We start from the raw sequence: 21,011 nt of genomic DNA, 5'->3' as shown, positions 1-21,011 counted from the left end.
GTCGATTCCTCTGAACCGCGGGTCAGCCGATGTGCGGTGCCCCGCGGTGGTCTTGTTCCCGACGTCGTGCGCCGGGTGGTCTCACGGGTGCGGCGGGTGCCGGGTCACGACGCCGTGGCGAGCGCCACGGCCAGGGCGAACCCGCCGTCGTGGGAGGTGCTGACGCTCCAGCCGCCCAGCCCCGCCTCACCGGCGAGGCGCGCCGCGGTGCCCCGCAGCTGCACGCTCGGTGCGCCGTGGGCGTCCGTGCGCAGCACGATCTGCGGCCACGGCACGGCGTCCTGTGGGCTCGGGCGCAGCACCTTGAGCACGGCCTCCTTGGCCGCGAACCGGCCCGCGACGGATTCCGCCGAGGGCTCAGCCGCTCCCGAACGGGTGAGCTCCGCGATCTCCTCCGGAGCGAGCACGACCCGCAGGTAGCGCTCCCCCTGCCGGGCCATCGACTCGGCCACCGGTGCCACGCCCTGCAGGTCGCAGCCCACGCGGGGTGCCACGGCGGCGGCGCTCACGACGTTCCCTCCGAGGTCACGGCCTCGAACGCCGGGTCCACGGCTGGCGCGGAAGTGGTGCGCTTCAGACCCAGCCGGTCCGCCCAGCGCCCAAGAGCCACCACGGCGGCGGGTTTCCAGCACTCGAAGGTGTGCCCGCCGTCGCACGTGCCTTCCTTGCCGTACTCCGTGTACTGGTAGTCCACGCCCTTGGTCCCGAGCTCCGAGGCGAAGGACGCCGTGGAGTCCCGCAGGGCGGGCTCGATGTCCCCGTTCTGGCCATTGCCGCTGCCCGCGAAGAGCTGCACGGTCACGTCCTCGAGGTCCCCGCTCTGCGTGAGTGGGTCGTTGGCCAACCACTGTGCGTCCGTGGTGGTGGTGCCGTTGCCGAAGATCGCATCCGGCTCTCCGGTGGACTCGTTCGAGGCCTGCTCGAAGTTCTGCTTGGCCTCCGGGGAGGAGACGTCCAGCAGGCCCGAGAAGCTCACGGCCTCCCCGAAGAGGTCTGGCCGCTCCTCGGCGTAGCGCACCGCACCGTAGCCACCCATCGAGTTGCCCATGATCGCGCGGTGCCCCCGGTCCTTCTGCGTGGCCAGGTGCGAGTCCACCCACGGGACCACCTGGTCCAGGTGGAACGTCTTCCAGTTCTGCTCGAGGGTGTCCTGCTCGGCCCAGTCCGTGTACCAGCCCACCTTGCCGCCGCTCATGATCACGGTGATCACGGGCATGCCCGCGGTGAGCTGCTCGGCCTGCCCGCCCTCGTACCACTGCAGGGCGGGGGCATCCGTGGAGCTGCTGCCCGGGAGCATGTAGACCACTGGGTAGGTCTTGGCGGGGTCGTAGCCCTCCGGGGTGATCACCACGAGCGAGTTGCGCCCGCCCGGTGCCTCCGGGGAGACAGCGTCCGTGCTGACCGTGAGGTCCACGGCCCGCTGGGACAGGGCGCGGGCGCCCGTGACGGTGATCCCGTTCGACTCCTTGCGCAGCTCCTGCGGATCCTGGAACCCCACCTGCTTCGCGGCGTCGGCGTCGAAACTGATCGTGGAGCCCGTGCCGGAGGTCGCGGCGGGGTCCGTGCCCCCGGAGCCGCAGCCCGTGAGCAGCAGCGCCCCCAGGGTGCACCCGGTGAGCACCCGCAGTCCGAGCGATCGCGTGCCGCCCGCCCGGGCGGTGTCCTGGTTCATGCGGCGCACGTGGCCACCTCTTCCGCGGGGTAGTGACTCAGCCCGAGGGCCGCGTCGACGATCTGCATGGCTGTCAGCCGCGAGGCGCGGGCCTGCAGGGAGTGGTCCAGCGCGGGGACGTGGGCCACCTTGATCCGGCGGCCGCGGCGGGTGAGCCGCGCGAGCCCCTCCTCGCCGCGCTCCTGCTCGAAGAACACGCCGTCCTCCACGCCGAAGTAGAAGGAGACCTCCGCGTTGCGCGAGGCGTGCTCCATGACCACCTCCGGCACGTTGGGGATGTTGCAGCGGCCCAGCAGCAGCCACATGCGGTAGGGCATTCGGCGGCGCACGAGCTCCTTGGCGCGCGTGCGCCACGTGGTGTTCAGCTCCACGTCGCTCATGGTGCGCAGCTGCTCCAGCACGGCGTCCACGTCCCAGTTGCGGTAGAGCTTCTCGTAGTACCGCTCCCCGGCGCGCCAGGCCACGTTGTTGAGCACCACGCGGGTGGTCATCGCGCTCGTGGGCGGTGCCATGGCCACGAGCCAGCCGCCCACGCACAGCCCAGCGCCCGTGACGGCCTCGCCCGTGCGCTCGTGCAGCCAGGACGCGCCGAGGTCGATGTCCGCGACCCCCTGGTACTTGTACGGGTTGATGTCCTTGACCTCGTCCAGCCCGGCACCGTCCCCGCAGTGGTGGCGCTCCACACGCATCGCGGGCACCCCGCGTGCGGCCAGCCGGCGCGCCTGGACGGCCCACAGACCTGTGGGCCCGTCCTTGGGGTCTGCGGAGGGCGGCGCGAGCACGGCCGCACCGGCACCCGTGCCGTGGCGGCCCACAGGGTGCGTGTAGGTGGCCGGCAGCAGGTCCTCCCCCAGCTCGAGGAGCTCCTCCTCCACGTCCACGTCGAACTCGGCCACGTGGAACCGGGCGTGCGTGGTGGGCCGCCAGCCGCTGACGTCCGCCGTCCCTCCCGTCACGACGACGCCGCTCGCGGCCTCCCCGGCCCCACTCACCGTGGTCTCGTGGGCCGGGTCCGCGGCGGTGCCGGGCGAGACCGCGCGTGGCGCGGCGTCGTCGTCACCGGCGCCCGCAGCCGGCTCGTCCAGGCGGGCGACGAGCGCGGCAATGGCCGACGGGGTCGCCTTGGCGTAGATCGCGGCCACGCCGTAGAGCTTCTTGGCCACGGTGCGGTCCTTCTCGCGCACCGGCACGAGCCCGGGGGTCGTGAGTTTGCGCGGGTCCGGCAGGGCGCGGATGGCAGCGGCCTCGGCATCGGTGAAGTGCGCGCCGCCGATCTCCACGCCGCCCTCGACCTCCGGCGGCAGGCTCAACCCGCTCGCCCGCCGCAGCCCGGTGTACTGGCGCATGTAGATGGCGCCGGAGACCGGCTCCCACAGCACCCGCTTCCCGAAGGGGAGCTCGGAGGTGGCGAGCACCGCGGCACCGATCCGCAACCCGATGCCGTGGACGGGCAGGTGCGGCCCCACCAGCTCCCGGGCCGTGCCGAACGCGACCTCGAGATCCCGTTGCCACACAGCCACGGGATTGCTTCCCACGGGGCGTTCGCCGGACTCCGAGGTGCCGCTCCAGGCGACCCTGATGACGACCCAGCCCGCTTCCGCCGCGCGTGCCGCCACCAGCCGCATGCTGCGGTGGCTCACCACTTCCTCCCGCGCGAGAGCCGGTGCAATGACCACGGCTCCGCGGACACGGTCGTTGTCGGGACCGTGCACCCACGCGTGAATGGTGCGCCCGTGCCCCGTCAGAAAACTTGCCTGTCCGGCAATACGCATGAATTCTCCCCAGTCCTGCCCCGGAAACACCTCAGCCGTGCCACCGTTGCCCTGTTTCCCCCGTTGCCGGAGGAGTCTCCCCGTGCGAGCGCGGCGCCTCCGCCACCGGCCGACCCCCGCCCCCGAACGCCGCGTTCCCCCACGTTCCCCCGTGAGTGGCGTACGGCTTTGCACTCATAAATCATAGCCACTCGTGTCCCAGGACGGCTCGATGACGCCGTCCCCTAATGTGTGGTTTTACATTTACACGACTGTTTTTCCCGGTCCCACGTGCGCTTTTACCGCGTTGTACCTATATGGGCCCACACAGATTTGTCATCTTTCTGGCGATAAGGTCAGATCTGCAGAGTTATGATGGCAAACGCCGATGTTCTGGGGAGACACAGCATTGGCGCCGTTCACTGTCCACGGGCTTGCACCGTGGGTGACGGGGGACCTGGGGAGGTCCCCCGTACTGGGGGAGATGCAGGCACCGTCTGCGTCTTCATTGGGGGAGGAGACAGCGTGGCTGCACGCATCCTGATTATCGGTCTCAACTATTCACCGGAGCACACGGGCATCGCCCCGTACACCGCCGGGATGGCACGCGCCCTGCGTGAGGAGGGCTGGGACGTGGAGGTCGTCACCGGCCTGCCGCACTACCCGCAGTGGCAGGTCCACGAGGGCTACCCGCGCCAGGACGGCCCGCTCGAGGTGATCGACGGAGTGCCCGTCCGGCGCATTCCGCACCCCGTGCCCCACGACGCCGGCCAGCTGCGCCGCCTCGGCATGGAGATCGTCTTCGGCCTGCGCGCCGCGCGGGCCCCGTGGGGGGACCCGGACGTCGTCGTGCTCGTCACGCCCGCCCTGTTCGCCTCGGCGATCGCGCGGGTCAGGGCCGCACTGACCCGCACCCCGGTGCTCGTGTGGGTGCACGACATCTACACCGCCGGCCTCGCGGAGACCGGCGCGGCGGGCGGACCCGCGACCCGGGTGATGCGCGCTGTGGAGGGGACGTTCCTGCGCTCCTGCAGCGGCGTCGTCGTGATCCACGACCGTTTCTCCGACTACCTGCGCCGCCACATGGGCGTGGCCGGGGAGAAGATCACCACTGTCCGCAACTGGACCCACATCGCCGAGGCCCCCACGGTGGACACCGTCTCGCTGCGCCGCCGCTTCGGGTGGGAGCCGCAGGACGTGGTGGTGCTGCACACCGGCAACATGGGCGCCAAGCAGGACCTCACCAACGTGGCCGCCGCCGCGCGGGTGGCCGAGGAACGGAGCGCCCCGCTGCGCTTCGTGCTCGTTGGCGGCGGGCACCAGCGCCCGCAGCTCGAGGAGCTCGCGGCCACCACGCCGCGCTTCGAGGTGCTGCCCAGCGTGGACAACGACACCTACGCCGGGCTGCTGCGCGCGGCGGACATCCTGCTGGTCAACGAGCGGCCCGGGCTCACCGAGATGTGCGTGCCCAGCAAGCTCACCAGCTACTTCACCGCGGACCGCCCCGTGCTGGCCGCCGTCGAGGCCGCTGGGCCGTCCGCGGCTGAGCTCGCGGCGGCCGGTGCCGGGATCCGCGTGGAACCCGGTGATCCCGAGGCCCTCGTGGCGGGCGCCGTGCGCCTGCACGAGGAGTGGATCACCACGGGCGGCACCACCCACCGCGGCGGTCGCCGCTACGTGCGCGAGGTGCTGAGCCGGGGGGCCGCGGTGCGGTCCTTCCTCTCGGCGCTCACCAGGCTGCGCCCGGACCTCAGAGCCGAGGACCGGTCGCCCGCCACCGTCAAGTCCTGATCCACCGGGGCCGGGGGCCTCGACGATCCGATCCACAAGGGGAGAGAACACTATGAACAAGAAAGCACTGATCACCGGCATCACCGGGCAGGACGGCTCCTACCTGGCGGAGCTGCTGCTGTCCAAGGGCTACGAGGTGCACGGGCTGATCCGCCGCGCCTCCACGTTCAACACGTCCCGCATCGACCACCTCTACCAGGACCCCCACAACCCGGACGCCCGGCTGTTCCTGCACTACGGGGACCTCTCGGATGCGGCCCGGCTCGTGACCCTGCTGGGGGAGATCGATCCTGACGAGGTCTACAACCTGGGCGCCCAGTCGCACGTGCGCGTGTCCTTCGACGAGCCCGAGCACACCGGTGACACCACCGGGCTGGGCACCGTGCGTCTGCTCGAGGCCGTGCGCCGCGCCGGCGTGAAGTGCCGCTTCTACCAGGCGTCCACGTCCGAGCTGTTCGGGGCCACGCCCCCGCCGCAGGACGAGAACACCCCGTTCTACCCGCGCTCCCCCTACGGCGCGGCCAAGATCTACTCGTACTGGATCACCAAGAACTACCGCGAGGCCTACGACATGTTCGCCGTGAACGGGATCCTCTTCAACCACGAGTCCCCACGCCGCGGCGAGACGTTCGTGACCCGCAAGATCACCCGGGCTGTGGCCGCAATCGCCGCGGGCAAGCAGGACCTGCTCTACATGGGCAACCTGGACGCCGTGCGCGACTGGGGCTACGCCGCGGAGTACGTGGAGGGCATGTGGCGGATGCTCCAGGCGGACGAGCCCGAGGACTTCGTGCTCGCCACCGGCGTGCCCTGCACCGTGCGGGACTTCCTGGTCACGTCCTTCGAGCACGCGGGGCTGGACTGGGAGAAGCACGTGCGTTTCGACGACCGGTACCTGCGCCCCACCGAGGTGGACGCGCTGATCGGAGACCCCTCCAAGGCCGAGCAGAAGCTCGGGTGGAAGGCCACCGTGCACGCCCCGGAGCTCGCGCGGATCATGGTGGACGCGGACCGGGCCGCGCTCGAGTGCGCGGGCACCCCCTGGATCGATACGGTGGCCCAGAACATCTGGACCCCGGAACACGCAGCATGAGGACAACAGTGGACACAGCAGATCAGATCGGGACCGTCGACGCCGGGGCGGACTGGCCCCAGACCGTGAGCGACCCTGCGGACGCCCGCACGAGCGACGACGTCGTCTACGCACCGCACGAGCTGGACCGCACGGCACCGTTCTACGTGGCGGGCCACCGCGGACTCGTGGGCTCGGCCATCTGGCGCCACCTGGAGAAGCAGGGCTTCGAGAACCTGATCGGGGCCAGCTCCCAGGAGCTGGACCTGCGGGACCGCGAGGCCGTGGAGGCGTTCATCGCCGAGCACAAGCCGCGCTACATGATGCTGGCCGCCGCGAAGGTGGGCGGGATCGGGGCCAACAACACGCGCCCGGTGGACTTCCTCTCGGACAACCTGCGGATCCAGCTCAATCTCCTGGATGCCGCGCGCACCGCGGAGGTGGAGCGCGTGCTGTTCCTGGGCTCGTCCTGCATCTACCCCAAGCTCGCGGAGCAGCCGCTGCGCGAGGGGGCCCTGCTGACCGGATACCTGGAGCCCACCAACGACGCCTACGCGATCGCCAAGATCTCCGGGATCATGCACGTGCAGGCGGTGCGCCGCCAGTACGGGCTGCCGTGGATCTCCGCGATGCCCACGAACCTCTACGGGCCGGGGGACAATTTCTCCCCCACCGGCTCGCACGTGCTGCCGGCCATGATCCGCCGCTACGACCAGGCCGTGCGCAACGGGGACACCGAGATCACCAACTGGGGCTCGGGCACACCGCGGCGCGAGTTCCTGCATGTGGACGACCTCGCGGCGGCGTGCCTGTTCCTCATGGAGCACTACGACGGCCCGCAGCAGGTCAATGTGGGCACGGGTGAGGACATCTCCATCAAGGAGCTCGCCGAGCTCGTGGCCGAGGCCACCGGCTACCGCGGCGCCACTCATTGGGACTCCTCCAAGCCGGACGGCACGCCCCGCAAGCTCATGGACGTCTCCCTGCTCAGCTCGCTGGGCTGGACCGCGTCCATCGACCTGCCCACCGGCCTCGACGACGCCGTGGCCTGGTACCGCTTGCACCGCGACTCCGCGCGCGGCGCGTAGCACCGACACACCACGACGACGGCGCGTGGCCCTGAAAAGGGGTCACGCGCCGTCGTCGTGTGCCCGGGTCTCCGGTCGCCGCAGCCGGCAGGTGCGGTCCGAGACCGCGACCATCTCCTCGTCGTGTGTCGCGACGACGACCGAGGCACCGTGCTCCATCAGCTCACGGAGCATCCCGACGACCGCACGACGGTTCTCGTCGCCCAGGCACACGGTCGGCTCGTCCGCGAAGACATACACCGCCTGCTTGTGCAGGGCATGGGCGATCCTGACTCGCTGCTCATCCCCGCCGCTGAACCGGGCGGCCTGCTCCTCGTGGCGCCCCTCGAGACCGACCCTGTCCAGGACCTCGCGGGCCACGCGTCTGCGAGGGGCGCGTGAAGACCCCCGACGGCCGCAGCAGAACGTTCTCCAGAGCCGTCCACGGAGTCGAACCGGTCAATGGGCATCACCGTCACGAGCCGTAGGCGAGGACCGCCTCGTAGAGCGTGCGGCGGCCGAGGACCTGACTTCACATCTGCCCTGCGCAGTGCCGCAGGAAGAGCTGGCGGTGCACGGTCGCCACGTGCACGCGGACCGAGACCGCGGCCGAGATGACGGAGGCGCCGGAGCCCGGGGACCAGACCGTGACCAGCAGGAGGTGCGCGGGGTCCACTGTCGGCTCTCGGACGCTCACACCGTGCTCGGAGGTGAACCGCGCCAGGGCGTCACGCCCGTCCGGTGCAGTACGGAAGGCGAAGGTCCAGATCGCGCTCAGGTCGGCATCACCAAGCTGCGAGGACGGCCGCGCGGTGCCGTGCCTTCTGGTGTCGTACCAGCAGATCTCGTCGGAGGTCTGCGAGCCGCCGCCGAAACGGTAGAGGTCCGTGCCGTGGAAGAAGTCCATGCTTTAGGAGGCGTCGTTGCCCAGCGGAACGACCTCGTACCGTTGGCGGACGTACGCGTCCGTGAGGCACATGAGGAGCAGGAGCACGAGGACACTGGCCACGAGGACGGAGACCCTGATCATGGCTGCTCTCCCTCCGCCGCACGGACGCCCGGGAGTGTGCGCTACATCCTATGACCGCGAGGTCAGCGCTCCGTGGTCCCCGGGGCCCCGCGGGGAACAGCGACGCACCCCCGGTGCCGCGGCGCCGTCGGCCGCCACGCGTCCACACCGATCACCACGCCCAGCACCGCGAGCGCCAGCAGGAACGCGCCGGTGACGTCCGTGAGCCAGTGGTACCCGAGGTAGAGGCAGCTGAACGCGACGACGGCGATCACCGTGACCGCGCCGAGCAGTGCCCACCACCGGCCCCGCCGCGGCTCGGGCCGGGTCGTCGCCGCGACCTGCCGGACGCCGTGGTCACCGGGAGACGTCGGTACGGCGCCCGCGGGAGACCGCAGGGCGGCGTCGTCCGCGGCAAACCGGGGCGTGACGGCGCGGGGGCGGAAGTACAGCAGGTAGACCAGCACCAGCACGAACGTGGTGGTGGCCAGGGTGTGCCCCGAGGGGAACGAGAACGAGTGGTCCGCACCCAGGAGCATGTCCGCGATCGGGGGCCTGCGGCGCTCGACGATCCACTTGACACCCACGATGCCCGTGACCGCCAGGAGCATGGACCCAGCCAGGAGCACGGGCCGCCACCAGTGCGTGCTGCGCCACAGCCACACGAGCACGGTGGCCAGGCTGATGAGGATCATCCCGGTGGGCGCGGTGACGGTGGTGATCACGACCAGGACGGACGTGACCAGCGGGTCCCGGTGCTCCGTGAGCCACCGCATCAGGGGGGTGTCCAGGCGGGAGAGGTCCTCGTGCTCCAACCACCAGTCCCACACGCGGGTGAAGAGTAGCACGCTCCCGACCACGAGCAGGCCCGCGAGGACCAGCCGACGACGGCGGGCAGCCAGGTCCATGATGGCGGGTTCGGCCAGGCGGCGGCGCAGAAGTCCTTGGGATGCGTCGGGGTGCGGGGCGGATGGCATGCGAAAATCCTAGGAGCACCAGCCGCACGTCAGCTGGTGGTTTCCTCGAAGGACGGGCCGTCTCCACGGTGTGGGGAGCCGCAGGCCCAACGCCTCAGAGCACCACGATCCAGCAGGTTGCCAGACCCACCGTGGTCAGCGCCACTCCGAGCCAGAACGAGCGCCACGGCGCCGCCTTGCCGACGAAGCTGTAGGCAACGATCACCACGGCGAACTCGCGCAGCACCAGGATGGTGGCCGCGAGATGGAGGTCGAAGGACGCCACCCAGGCGATGAGCGCGCCGAAGACGATGCCGATCACCGGACCCACGAACGTCTTCCACGCCGCGCCCGTGCGCACGAGCAGCACGGAGGCCGCCCAGGAGAGCACACCGGGGAACGAGACCATGGCGATGAACGGCACCATGGACATCGCGGAGTTCCACTTCTCGCCCAGAATGGGCCCCAGCACGACCGCGGCCACCTGTGCCACGACCACTCCAACCACCGCGAGCATGAGTGCCCCGGAGAGGAAGCGGTTGCTGGTGTCGCTGATCTCCTCGGGGGTCTCCTTGTCCGCCACGGCCACGCGCACCATGTTCGCCGTCGACGCCGCCAGGGCGTCTCCCGGGGCTCGGCCCACCGCGCTGCCCGCGGTGTAGGTGCCGAGCACAGCGGTGCCTGCGAAGAACGTCATGAACAGCCGCTCGGCCTGTCCCTGGAACCACGCCATCAGTGCGTACCCGGACATCGCTCCCATGTCCGAGAGGATCGACTTCTTCCCCGGTGCGGAGTGCGGGATGGGAATGGTGTTCTTCCGCGCCCGCCTCCAGCACAGCAGCGCGAACACGCCCTCCGTGACGGCCAGCTGCAGTGCGGGCCCGAGCAGGGACTGGGTGAGCAGCAGCGTTGCCCCACCCACCACGAGGCCCACGATCGCGGCACGGAACTGGAGCCGCGCGAGCAGACCCCACTGGCTGGTGGCCTGCAGCGTACCCACGTAGAGCAGCCCCAGTGCGCCGAAGCCGGGCGCGAACGCCACGGGCAGCACCTGGAAGAACTCGCCCCAGTTCTCCAGGGTCCCGTTCCACAGCAGGAACAGCATGAGCGCGACCAGCAGCTCGAACGCGACCACCGGCATGAACATCCGGTAGCGGTTCATGATCTTCATGCCGCCAGGCTCGGTGAGCACGCGCATCACGGCGAAGCGTGCACCGGAGTCGATCGTGACCTGGATGGCGGTGTAGAGCAGCGTGACCACGTTGTAGATGCCCACGTAGTGCGGGTTGGTCAGCGCCGCGAGTGTGAGGATGACCAGCGCTGAGGACAGCCTAGGGATGATCCGCTCGATGAGCGCCTTGACCTGATTCAGCACGAGGACTCCGCCGCCTCCACGTGATGCATCACCTGGTGCCTCGCGTAGGGGCGGGTGACGGGCCGCACCTGCGTCAGGACCTCCGCCGCGCGCTCCGAAGGCACGCTGGGATGGGACGGGGTCCCGCCGTCATCGAGCAGCCAGCCGCGACCCGTGGCACGGGCCCACTCCTGATAGACGCGGCGCACCTCCGGGTCCGCCTCGACACGCCGGTGGTAGTCCTCCGCACCCGAGATCTGTCCGGCGCTGAGCCGGTAGGCGATCACGGGAGCCGCGATCTTCGAGAGGCGTGCCCCGTTGAGCAGGGCGTCGTGCCACAGCACATAGTCCTCCGCCGGGGAGTCCACGGCGTAGGCGTTGGCCTCCAGCAGGGTCTCACGCCGTGCGAGCATGCTCGGGTGGAACATCGGATTGGTGAACGGCAGCAGGACCCCGATCTCCTCGGAGGTCAGCGACCCGAAGTACGAGGGCCGCGGGACGGCGCCGCCACCGAACCGGATCCCGCTGCCGCACACGATGTCCGCGTGGGGCATCGCGGCGAGCTCCAGTCGGAACCGCCACGGGGCGCAGAGGTCGTCCGCGTCCATCTTGGCCACAAACGCGCTGTCGGTGCTCAGCAGCAGCTCCCGCGTGCACGCGACCGAACCCCGGTTGCGTTCGTGGGCCCGCACCACCAGGCGCGGGTCCGTGACGGCGCGCGCAGCCCGCTCCGTGGCGTCGTCGGGCCCGTCGAGGCCCACCACGAGCTGGGCGTCGCGCGGCATGGCGCGCAGCGTGGACCTGATGCTGCGCCCGATCGTGCCGGACGCCCGGTAGGCGGGCATGATGACCGTGATCAATGGCATGTCTTTTCCCCCAAGAAAGTGTGTCAGAGCGCGTCCGGCGCCCCTCCCCCGAATTGTCCTCGGCGGCTCAGAGCCGCGCGGGTGCCCTCGCGCCGCCCAGCGCCGTCGCACCGCTCGTGCCGTTCGGACCGCACTGGCCGCCCGGGGACCCGGGTGCCGACGACGCCGCGGGCCCCGGTTCCAGCGGCTGCCCCAGGTCGCATGGCCGTGCGAAGAGCCGTTCGGCAACCCACAGTGCCCACAGGGGCAGGATCGACAACGTCACGAAGACCTCGAACGACTCGAGCTGCCCCACGATGCCCTGGAACACGAGAGTGGAGCCGACCGTGGCCAGCAGCACCCGGTTGGTCTCGCTGCGGCTGCGGCTGTAGGCGTCCGAGACGACCGCGGAGAAGATCCCCAACAGGAAGTACCCCGCGACCACCCCCACAAGACCGAAGTTCAGCAGCATCTCCGCGCTGAAGCCGGGAACCACGTAGATCTGGTCCTCCCCTCCGAGCAGGTCGTAACCCGAGACCTGGACCATGGAGCGGAAAGGGTTGTCCACGGAGACGCCGCCCAGGTGCAGCAGGGCGAGGGGCACGTTGATCAGCGCGCTCCAGATGGTCTCCCCGTGCAGCGAGCCGTGCAGCGCGGTGTGGTTCGACGCCCATGCGGACATCGAGAACCGCCCCCACTGCCAGTCGATGAAGGACCAGGGGTCCGTGGTGGCACCGACCCGCTGGGAGGTGGTCGCCACGACGAACACGACCATCGCCACGGCGCCCGCCACGATCAGGGGCCACCGCAGGATGCTGATCCGCGGCAGCATGATCGCCAGCAGCGGGAACGCGACGTAGGCGATCTCGGCGCGGCCACCGTTCCACGTGGCGCTGACGGCCAGCGCGGCCAGCCCTCCCACGAGCAGCAGCGTGTTCCACACGGCCTGCCCGGTGGCACGCCGGCGAGCTGCGAACGCCAGCACCAGGAGAGTCACGGCCCACGGGAGCCATCCGGCCAGGAACGCGTAGCGGGCGTTGCCACCGTCCACCGAGATAATCCGGCCGCCGGTCTGGTCCGTGGTGGCACCCATGACCCGGATCAGTCCCACTCCTCCCGCAGCGGCCAGCACGAGGGCGAGACCACCCACGCTCACCCGGTGGGCGGCGGCGAACGAGTACAGGTTCTCCGGTGCCAGCGGGCGGCGCGGGACCTCCCGGGAGTCGTCACGGGCCGGGAACAGCCGGGGGCGCGGCACGACCAGACCGGCCCACAGTGCGCAGCTGGCGAGGAACGTGGCCCACGCGGCGGTGGTCAGCCCGGAGGTGGAGCCCACAGGATCGCCCGAGAGCACCTCGTAGAAGCCGCGGTCCTTGGACCAGCCCAGCACGTGGGCGAAGCCGGAGACCACATTGGCCAGCAGGAAGTTGAGCACCATGAACAGGCGCAGGTTGAGTCCGTCCACCCGGCCACGGGTGCGGATGTGGCTCAGGGCCAGGAGACCCACCACGGCGGAGGCGGTGAGCAGCAGGATGGCGCCGGCAACGGGATTCACCGCGGTCACCGCGCTCAGACCAGTCCGGCGTGTCCGCGGCCCGAGCGCACCTTGTTGGCCACGAGGGACACGGGCACCTCGCGGAACCCCGCCACCGCGCTGTGCAGCTGGTCCGTGGAGACCCGCCCGGGAACCGTGACGAGCAGGACCTCGTCCGCGAGCTCGCCGAGCACGGCGGCGTCCGCAGACTCGCTGAGCGGCGAGCAGTCCAGGATAACGACGTCGAACTCGCCGTGCAGCTCTCGCAGCAGCGCCACCATGGGCTCGGAGCACACGAGGTCGCTGGGCCGCGACGCGGGCGAGCCCGCCGGCAGGAACGAGAGCCCCGGCTCGAGGCGCACTGCGCTCTGCTCGGCCGCCGCGCGCCGCTCCAGGAGGTCGGAGACCCCCGGGTGCGCCTGCTGCGCGAGCAGCTCCGTCATCCCGCGGTCGGAGAGATGTGCGTCCACGAGGACCACCCGGCTGCCGAGGCCCGCGAAGCTGCGGGCGAGCTCCAGGGCCACCGTGCTCGCGCCGTCACCGGAACGGGTTCCCGTGACCACGAACGTCGCGCCGCCCTCCACCTGGGGCAGCACCTCCGCGTGGCGCTGCTGCAGCCGCGAGCGCAGCGCGGTCACGTGCGGGGTCGGGGCCGCGGAGCCGGGCTGCTCGATGGCCGCGGGGTCGAAGCTCAGCGCGTCGCTGTGGTGTTTCAGGCGCGGGACGCTCGCGGTGAGAGCCGCCCCCGGGACGCTGCGCAGCTCGGTGAGGGTGCGGGGGCGCCGGACCAGACTCTCCAGCACGAACGCCAGGACCGCTCCGAGCAGTGCACCGAGCACCAGGCCCGCGGCGGGGTACACCGCGGCGGGAATCCCGCTCGGCTTCTCCGGCAGCTGGGCCCGGCTCAGGAGCTCGGCCTTCACGGCGCCCTCACGGTTGGCCACCTCGGGGGACAGGGACTGCACGCCCTTGGTCAGCTGGTCGGCGACGCCGTTGGCCACCTGCTGGGCCTCCTCCGGCGTCTCCGCCGTGGCGGTCACCTGGATCACGGACGTGGCCGTGGGGTTGGTGACGTCCAGCATGTCCTGCAGGTCCGAGACCGAGCGGTTCAGGCCCTTGTCACGGATGACAGGGTCCAGGACGTACGGGGTGGTCGCCACCGTGGCGTAGGACTTCAGCTCCCGCGAGAGGTACGTGGCCGCCTGGTTCAGCTCGGTCGCGGAGTCACTCGTGGGAATGGTGACGTAGAGCTGCGAGCTGGCCTCGTACTTGGCCGGCAGCGCCACGGCGAGCACCCCTCCCGCCACGAGGCCCACCACCGCCAGTGCGGCAATGGTCTTCCACCACTTCTTCAGAACCTCGGCGTAGTCGCGCAGCGTCATGTGTCCTCCATACCCCGTGGTGACGGTGTCGCGGTGGACCCGAGCCTGCGCGCTGCCCAGCGCACACGGCGATCGGGACCGGCCCATCCGTCTCTCCCCAAATGAATCTGAGGGAAGTCTATCGCGCGGATTCATCTCCATGAACACTCAGACAGTTTCCGCGGAATTCCTTTGTACCCACATCGGGGGATGAATTTTACCTCCGGCAGGGTGGGCTCGTGCGTTTCGCCCGGAAAATGAGGGGTGTCGAAAGTGCACTGCCCGGAATCCCATGAGTGCGACAACTACTTCGACACCGAGAGGAGGGGCCTCCCACCTGCGCCGTCGCCCAGGAGGCCGTGCCGGACCCCCGCCCCTGGGACGGCCTGCGCGGCCCCCGGTGCGACGAGGAACATGTGCGGACAAGGTCTTTGCCAAAGTGAACTTCGCGGGAAATTGGGGCTACGATGAAGAGAGAAGGGGGCAGGAGCGGACCACGAGGACCGCACCGCCCCCGGCATCACACGTCGCGGCGCGGCCGGTGCACGGTGTCCGGGGCACCTCCGGCCCGTGACCACGGAGGCCGCCACCGCACAGCGGAGCTCACGGGACGAACGCTTTGTCCCCCGAGCTGGGGAATGTGATGAATATTTGTCCCCCATTCGGGGAACGACAGGGAATGGGGATTTCCGTCGGGCTGACGGGAACGCGAAAGAACTATCGGGGGAATCACATGAGCGCACGAACGAAGAACGCCGTCGTGGCATTCCTGGCCGTCGTCCTGGGCACCGCGGTGCTGGGGGCAGTGGTTGCGGGCGCCGCGGCCGCGCTGCGGCCGGAGACCTACACGTCCACCGCCACCGTCATGGTGGCCCCGGACAAGGACCTGCCGAACGCGCAGACGGACTCCGTCTCGCAGTACGTGCTGAGCAACATGCCCACCTACAACAACCTGGCGACGACCACCACCGTCCTGCAGGAGGCGGCGGACCACGGCCGCTCCACGGACGAGATCTCGCAGCACCTCGCGGTCGAGGTCCCCACCGGCTCCACGCTGATCAAGCTCGCCTACACGGACACCGACCGCGAGCGCAGCGCGGCTGTCGCGGACGACCTCGTCGCCGGGCTGCAGAAGGCCATCCGCGAGTACTCTCCCCGCGCCGACGGCACCTCGCAGGTGGACGTGACCATCGTCCAGGACGGTGCCTCAGCGACGTCGAGCAGCACGCCGCAGGTCAGCCGCTGGGCGACCGTGGGCGGTGTGGTGGGCGCGATCGTCGGTCTCGCCGCAGCCCAGGCCCTGAGCACGCGGCGAGCCAAACGCGCCCGTGACGCGGGCTCCTCGGCCGCCGCGCGGACCGAACCCGCGTCCTCGTGAAGTGGCGCGACGCCCTCACGATGGACCGGGTCCCGGTCCTCACGCTGGTCGTCTTCCTGCTGATCAGCTGGGCCTCCACCGAGTACTACCTGGGTCACGCCGTCGTGGCCTCGCCCAGCCCCTTCACACCCGTGTGGGGCGCGTACGACCACGCGGACGCCGTGCGGCTGGTCCTGTGGGCGCTGCTGGGACTCGCGCTGGCACTGATCGTGCCACTGCCCGGCCGGGTCGCCTCGTGGCCGTCCCTGCTGGGCACCGTGGGTCGCCAGGTGCAGTCCCTCTCCGGCCTGTGGCTGGTCGTGACGTTCGGGACCATGGCCGCGCTGGTGCTCGCCAAGGGGCCGTACCTGCTGCACGCTCCCCAGTACCTGATGTTCACGGCACCCTCCGCGTTCGTCTCCGCCGCGAGCGTGGCCCAGCCGATGGCGGTGCTCGCGGCAGGGTTCCTCTCCGTGCGGCACCCGAACCTGGGCCGGATCGCCCTGGGCCTGTGGCTCGTGCTGCTCTTCGCGTGCGCCACCCGCGTGTTCGCCGGCGTGCTGGTGCTCTACATGGTGGGGAAGTTCCTCGCGGGCGGCCGGGTGGCCTGGCCCACGTGGCTGCTGACCACCGTCGTCACCGTGGTGCTGCTGCCCATCCCGCTGCACTGCCGGGCGCTCACGGACCACGGACTGATCCCCTACGCGCGTGCCATGGTGCACCTCGTGGAGAACCCGTCCTTCTTCACGGACTCCCTGCTGACCACCACGAGCAGCTTCGGCTTCAGCGTGCCCCTGCTCGTGTTCACGAGCCGTGAGCAGTCGATCACGGCGTCGGACATGCTCATCTCGGTGAACCCGGGGCCGGGATCGCTGGTGGGCTGGGACGAGATCATGCCCACCATGCGCGTCCACGACTTCATCCCGTACTCCGCGCTCGGCGAGTGGGCGAGCTTCGGCGGCTTTGCCCTGATGCTGTTCCTGCTGGTGTGGGGCGTCGTCGTGCGGGCGTGCCTGCGCAGCGTGGGGAGCAACCCGCACCCCACCATGGCCTTCTTCCTGGCGGCCGTCCTGGGCATGTCCATGCTCACGGTGGTGATGGTCACCCAGTACAACACCCGGGCCGTGAGCCGGATCGTGTCCATGATGATCGTGCTGACGCTGTTCGAGCGCGTGGTGCGGCCGTGGACGGAGTCCTTCCTCCGCAGCCGCTCCCTGCGCCCCGTGCCGTGGGCGGGGCCCGCCGCGCCCCGTGGAGTTCGCGATGTCCACGCCGCGTGACGGAATGCCGCGGCGTGAGAGCGCGCCTCTCGGCTCGACGCCACGCCGTGGTGGTCTGACCGGGGCAGAACCGCGCGGCCCGGAGGTGACCCGACGGCGCGGCGCCACCCGCCGCACCTTCCTCGCCCTGGCGGGCACCGCACTGGTGGGCACCACCGTGGCCTGCTCTGCCTCCGGGCGGCCGGGCGCCACACGGGGCCCCTCCTCCGCCGCCGCCCAGCAGCAGGTCTGGGCCCACATGGTCCCGCAGGGCCTGCCGCTGGCCGAGAGCGGGGACATCCACTACGGCAGCGAGCGCCCCCTGGCCCTCGCGCCGGCGGGCACGGAATACGCGAGTCTCGTCTCCGGCCAGCTGGAGCAGGGCCGGGCGGCCGGCCTCACGGGCATGCAGATCCTCCTGCTGGAGGGCGAGAACAAGGGCTCGGACTTCCTCGGGGACTGGATGGACGCCGCGGATCCCACGTGGCAGGACGGGGCAGAGGGCTTCGCCGTGGCACCGTGCCTGCTCGTGTCCTCGCGGGACGGCGCCGTCCAGATGATCCGGCAGTACGCCGAGGCGGCCGACGGCAGGTCCTCCGCCGCGCGGGTGGAGGACGCCCTGGTGGTGTGGATCTACAACGCGCGCTCGCTGTCCCCCGAGGACTGGGCGTCGTGCCGCGGGGCCGTGGAGGAGAGCGGCACCCGGCTGCACCTCGTGGCGGAGCTGGCCACCGCGGCGAGCCAGCACGGGGACTCCCTGGACACCTCCCTGCTCGACCCCTACGCGGACACGTTCGAGGCGGTCTGGCTGTTCGAGGACCGGGAGTCGCAGGTCCTCGGGGACTTCGCGGCGTGGGCGGCGGCGCACGGCACGGTCTTCGCGGGCGGCACTCTGCCCGGCTACGACCGCGCGACGAGCCACGGCGGCTACGTGGACGCGCGGGGCACCCAGCTGTGGCGCACCCAGCTGGAGCGTGCCCGGGACTCCGGCGCCGCCTGGCTGACCGCCGTGACCTGGAACGACGCCGTGGAGCACACGAGCGTGCAGCCCACCACGGACTGGGGCACCACCCGCGCGGACCTGCTGGCCCACCACGCTGCTGCGTTCCGCGGGCACGAGCCGCAGGAGAAGAACCTCACGGCGTACGTGACGAGTCCCCAGTACCTCGTGGCGGGCCAGGAGCTGCTCGTGGAAGGGCTCGCGATCAACCACGAGTCGCAGGATGCCCGTGTCACCGTGCGGGTCACCGACGCGGACGGCACCACCCTGGCCACCTCGCAAGAGGTCACGGTTGCCGCGGGTGAGGTGGGCGCGGCCGTGCTGGAGCGCACGGTCCGGGTCTCGGGCGGGGCCCACGTCTTCGCCGTGGTGGAGCTGCGGGACGCCTCCGGCGAGCTGCGCAGCAGCACCCGCGGCGCGCCCGTCGTCGTCTTCGCCGCCGGGGACCCCGCGATCCCGGACCCGCCGCGGCGGCGCTGGTACTCGCTCTCCTCCGCGGCCACCGTGGACTTCTCGCGGTGGGCGAGGATCGAGGGCGAAGACGACGACGCCGCGTCGCCAGCCAACCTGCGGGTCCTCGCCGAACGCACGGTGCGCTCCGTGGAGTTCCTGCACAACACGTGGCCGGCGGGGCTCGCACTCGACGCCCGGGAGCTGTCCTACCGCGCGCCGCCGGCCTCCCTCGTCGGGGGCCAGGAGGTCGCCACCGTGCCACAGGGCTTCACGGTGGCACGCCTGGTCACGGACTCCGGGGAGATCGCGTACTCCGCGCCGGTCCACCACGGCACGGTTGCCGGATCCGGCGACGGCGACGACGGCGACGGCGACGACGCAGGGTGACGCGGCGGCGTCGTCGTCGTCCCACCAGGGACCGCGTCACCACGGACCGCGCCACCGCACGCACCGCCTCGCCCACCGCCGCGAGCAGCACGAGCACACAGCCATCCACGAAGGGGAGAAGCATGGGAACCACCACACGCCGCCTGGCCACATTCACCGGCCGAGGCTACGACAAGGGCAGGGGAACGCTGCAGTGCGCCGCATGGGCGCTCGTGGCGGAGCCGCTGCAGCGCTCGGTGCTGTGCCCGCCGAGCGTGCGCACCCGCATCCTGCGCGCGTTCGGGGCGCAGATCGGCGACGGCACGCTGATCCGCCACGACGTGCGCATCCACTGGCCCTGGAAGCTGAGCGTGGGTGAGAACACGTGGATCGGAGTGGGTGCCTGGCTGCTGAACCTGGAGCCCATCACGATCGGCTCGGACGTGTGCATCTCGCAGGGCGCCATGCTCTGCACCGGAAGCCACCGCGCTGACGACCCCGCCTTCGAGTTCGACAACGCCCCCATCACCGTGGCCGACGGCGCCTGGATCGCCCTGCGCGCCACGGTGCTGCGCGGCGTGAACGTGGGCGAGGGAGCCGTGGTCGGTGCCACTGCACTCGTCACGCGTGACGTCCCCGCGGGTGAGCGCGTCCTCGCCCCGGTCTCGGCGAGGGCGTGAGCGGCATGCGCATCCTGCAGATCGTCGCGCTCGTCTCCGGGACAAACGCCTACGGCGGCCCCACGACCGTCGCCTTCAACCAGTGCCGCGCGCTCGCCGAGGCAGGCCACGACGTCGTCCTCGCCGCCACCGGATCCGGCCTCGGCACGCCGCTGCCCACCGAGCGCGACGGCGTGCACACCCGTCTCTTCCGCCCGTCCTACGTGCTGCCGGGGGCCGGTTTCGCGGGCCTGACCTCACCCGCGATGCTCACCTGGGTGCGCCGGGTGGCCGCGAGCGCGGACGTGGTGCACGTGCACACCGCCCGGGACCTGCTGACCCTGCCGTCCGCGTGGCTCGCGGAGCTCTCCGGGACCCGCGTGGTGCTGCAGACCCACGGGATGATCGACCCCTCGGACCACCCCCTCGCGGGCCCGCTGGACGCCGCCCTCACCCGGCGCGTGCTGCGCGACGCCCACCGCGTCTTCTACCTCACGCCGCAGGAGGAGCAGGACGTCGCAGAGGTGGCACGTGGGCCCGTGAACCTCATGGAGCTGCACAACGGCATGCCCGTGAACCCCACGCCGCGGGCTCCCGGGGACGACGACGTGTGCCGGGTGCTGTTCCTCGCCCGCCTCCAGGAGCGCAAGCGCCCGCTCGCGTTCGTGGCCGCCGCGCGTGCGCTGGCGGAGCGTTTCCCGCGGGCCGTGTTCACCCTCGTGGGCCCCGATGAGGGCCAGGGAGACGCCGTGCGCCACGCGATCGAGGACTCCGGTCTGGGCGAGCGCCTCACGTGGGCCGGCGCAGTGGACTCCGCCGGTGCCGCCCGCTGGATGAATGACTCGGACCTCTACGTGCTGCCCTCCGTCAACGAGCCGTACCCCATGTCCGTGCTCGAGGCCATGTCCACCGGCCTGCCGGTGGTCGTCACAGACACGTGCGGTCTGGCGGAAACCGTCCGCCGAACGGGGTCTGGGACTGTCGTTGACGACTCCCCGCAGCATCTGGAGGCGGCCCTCGCCGAGCTGCTGGCGGATCCGCAGCTGCGGCGACGCCGGGGAGAGGCCGCACGGGAGACGATCGCGCGGGAGTACGGCATGGACGCCGTGCTCGAGCGGCTGCTCGAGGCCTACCAGGACTGAGCGCCGCGCAGGATCACGTACCGCGGGCCCCAAGATGATTCTCGGTTCCCACGGTGCGTTTCGGTGCACGGTCCACGCGGGGCCCCGCAGCGCGACGCGCGGGCCCCTACAAGCCGTAGGTACCGTCCCCCGAGCAGGGAACACGGGATTGGCCGAACGGCCAGTCCGAGCTGTCCATCGGCCATCGGAAGTCTGGCCGATGGACAGTATCCGCGGGGTGTGTACTCTCCGTACGGTGGTTGCTGCCGGGTTCGAGAACGGACGGAGCACACAGATTCCGCACGGACCGGCCCGGCACTGCACAGTCACGATCACTACTCAGTCACGATCACTACTCAGTCACGATCGCTGCTCGCTCACGCG

The 21,011-nt window shown here is 70.9% G+C and carries 18 protein-coding genes; 8 read left to right on the top strand and 10 right to left on the bottom strand.

Annotated elements, in window-relative coordinates:
- Positions 1 to 104 precede the first annotated feature (104 nt).
- Genes FS770_RS08180 through FS770_RS08170 form a run of 3 tightly spaced genes read right to left on the bottom strand, consistent with a single transcriptional unit; the run spans position 105 to position 3,312 of the window.
- Complete coding sequence (locus FS770_RS08180; protein WP_244944829.1) at positions 105 to 509, bottom strand: holo-ACP synthase; 405 nt, start codon at positions 507 to 509, stop codon at positions 105 to 107.
- Complete coding sequence (locus FS770_RS08175; protein WP_244944828.1) at positions 506 to 1,672, bottom strand: alpha/beta hydrolase; 1,167 nt, start codon at positions 1,670 to 1,672, stop codon at positions 506 to 508. The genes FS770_RS08180 and FS770_RS08175 overlap by 4 nt, the downstream gene beginning before the upstream one ends.
- Entirely contained in the window at positions 1,669 to 3,312 is a 1,644-nt protein-coding gene (locus FS770_RS08170) for an alpha/beta hydrolase family protein (protein WP_244944827.1), read from the bottom strand. The genes FS770_RS08175 and FS770_RS08170 overlap by 4 nt, the downstream gene beginning before the upstream one ends.
- Before the next feature lie 636 nt (positions 3,313 to 3,948).
- Here FS770_RS08170 and FS770_RS08165 point away from each other — a divergent pair.
- The 3 genes from FS770_RS08165 (at position 3,949) to FS770_RS08155 (ending at position 7,374) form a co-directional block, all read left to right on the top strand.
- Positions 3,949 to 5,214: a glycosyltransferase family 4 protein gene (locus FS770_RS08165; RefSeq protein WP_145011051.1), complete on the top strand. Its 1,266-nt coding sequence runs from the start codon at positions 3,949 to 3,951 to the stop codon at positions 5,212 to 5,214.
- Between the two features lie 52 nt (positions 5,215 to 5,266).
- Entirely contained in the window at positions 5,267 to 6,307 is a 1,041-nt protein-coding gene (gene gmd / locus FS770_RS08160) for a GDP-mannose 4,6-dehydratase (protein WP_145011048.1), read from the top strand.
- A 65-nt stretch (positions 6,308 to 6,372) separates the two neighbouring features.
- Positions 6,373 to 7,374, top strand: a complete 1,002-nt coding sequence (locus FS770_RS08155; protein ID WP_244944837.1) for a GDP-L-fucose synthase family protein — start codon at positions 6,373 to 6,375, stop codon at positions 7,372 to 7,374.
- Between the two features lie 42 nt (positions 7,375 to 7,416).
- On the opposite strand, the gene FS770_RS08150 is transcribed toward FS770_RS08155, so the two are convergent.
- The 7 genes from FS770_RS08150 to FS770_RS08120 all read right to left on the bottom strand — a co-directional run bounded on the left by FS770_RS08150 (position 7,417) and on the right by FS770_RS08120 (position 14,433).
- Entirely contained in the window at positions 7,417 to 7,734 is a 318-nt protein-coding gene (locus FS770_RS08150) for an ATP-binding cassette domain-containing protein (RefSeq protein ID WP_145011045.1), read from the bottom strand.
- A 151-nt stretch (positions 7,735 to 7,885) separates the two neighbouring features.
- Positions 7,886 to 8,260: a hypothetical protein gene (locus tag FS770_RS08145; RefSeq protein ID WP_094393426.1), complete on the bottom strand. Its 375-nt coding sequence runs from the start codon at positions 8,258 to 8,260 to the stop codon at positions 7,886 to 7,888.
- A 185-nt stretch (positions 8,261 to 8,445) separates the two neighbouring features.
- The gene (locus tag FS770_RS08140; RefSeq protein WP_145011042.1) at positions 8,446 to 9,339 is read right to left on the bottom strand and encodes a phosphatase PAP2 family protein; all 894 of its coding nucleotides are present in this window, start codon (positions 9,337 to 9,339) and stop codon (positions 8,446 to 8,448) included.
- Positions 9,340 to 9,433: 94 nt separating this feature from the next.
- Positions 9,434 to 10,693 (bottom strand): polysaccharide biosynthesis protein, encoded by a 1,260-nt coding sequence (locus FS770_RS08135; RefSeq protein ID WP_144943165.1) that lies wholly within the window; start codon positions 10,691 to 10,693, stop codon positions 9,434 to 9,436.
- Entirely contained in the window at positions 10,687 to 11,538 is an 852-nt protein-coding gene (locus FS770_RS08130; protein WP_145011039.1) for a glycosyltransferase family 2 protein, read from the bottom strand. Before FS770_RS08130 ends, FS770_RS08135 begins: the two co-directional genes overlap by 7 nt.
- A 67-nt stretch (positions 11,539 to 11,605) precedes the next feature.
- A complete protein-coding gene (locus tag FS770_RS08125) occupies positions 11,606 to 13,072 on the bottom strand; it encodes a hypothetical protein (RefSeq protein ID WP_145011036.1) in 1,467 nt (488 codons plus the stop codon).
- Positions 13,073 to 13,086: 14 nt separating this feature from the next.
- Positions 13,087 to 14,433: a tyrosine-protein kinase domain-containing protein gene (locus tag FS770_RS08120; RefSeq protein WP_186366732.1), complete on the bottom strand. Its 1,347-nt coding sequence runs from the start codon at positions 14,431 to 14,433 to the stop codon at positions 13,087 to 13,089.
- Between the two features lie 712 nt (positions 14,434 to 15,145).
- Here FS770_RS08120 and FS770_RS08115 point away from each other — a divergent pair.
- The 5 genes from FS770_RS08115 to FS770_RS08095 all read left to right on the top strand — a co-directional run bounded on the left by FS770_RS08115 (position 15,146) and on the right by FS770_RS08095 (position 20,648).
- On the top strand, positions 15,146 to 15,790 hold the full coding sequence (locus FS770_RS08115) for a YveK family protein (protein ID WP_186366731.1): 645 nt from the start codon (positions 15,146 to 15,148) through the stop codon (positions 15,788 to 15,790).
- Positions 15,787 to 17,049: a hypothetical protein gene (locus FS770_RS08110; RefSeq protein ID WP_145011030.1), complete on the top strand. Its 1,263-nt coding sequence runs from the start codon at positions 15,787 to 15,789 to the stop codon at positions 17,047 to 17,049. The genes FS770_RS08115 and FS770_RS08110 overlap by 4 nt, the downstream gene beginning before the upstream one ends.
- A gap of 85 nt (positions 17,050 to 17,134) precedes the next feature.
- Positions 17,135 to 18,868: a hypothetical protein gene (locus tag FS770_RS08105; RefSeq protein WP_145011027.1), complete on the top strand. Its 1,734-nt coding sequence runs from the start codon at positions 17,135 to 17,137 to the stop codon at positions 18,866 to 18,868.
- Positions 18,869 to 18,990: 122 nt separating this feature from the next.
- Positions 18,991 to 19,527 carry an LbetaH domain-containing protein gene (locus FS770_RS08100; protein ID WP_055086077.1) on the top strand — a complete coding sequence of 179 codons (537 nt, stop codon included), beginning with the start codon at positions 18,991 to 18,993 and terminating at the stop codon, positions 19,525 to 19,527.
- Positions 19,528 to 19,532: 5 nt separating this feature from the next.
- Positions 19,533 to 20,648: a glycosyltransferase gene (locus FS770_RS08095; RefSeq protein WP_144943192.1), complete on the top strand. Its 1,116-nt coding sequence runs from the start codon at positions 19,533 to 19,535 to the stop codon at positions 20,646 to 20,648.
- Positions 20,649 to 21,011 lie beyond the last annotated feature (363 nt).

The organism is Kocuria salsicia (assembly GCF_007681555.1).
Lineage (GTDB): Bacteria > Actinomycetota > Actinomycetes > Actinomycetales > Micrococcaceae > Kocuria > Kocuria salsicia.
The sequence above is the reverse complement of the archived record's forward strand: the minus strand, read 5'-3'. Positions and strand labels throughout refer to the sequence as shown.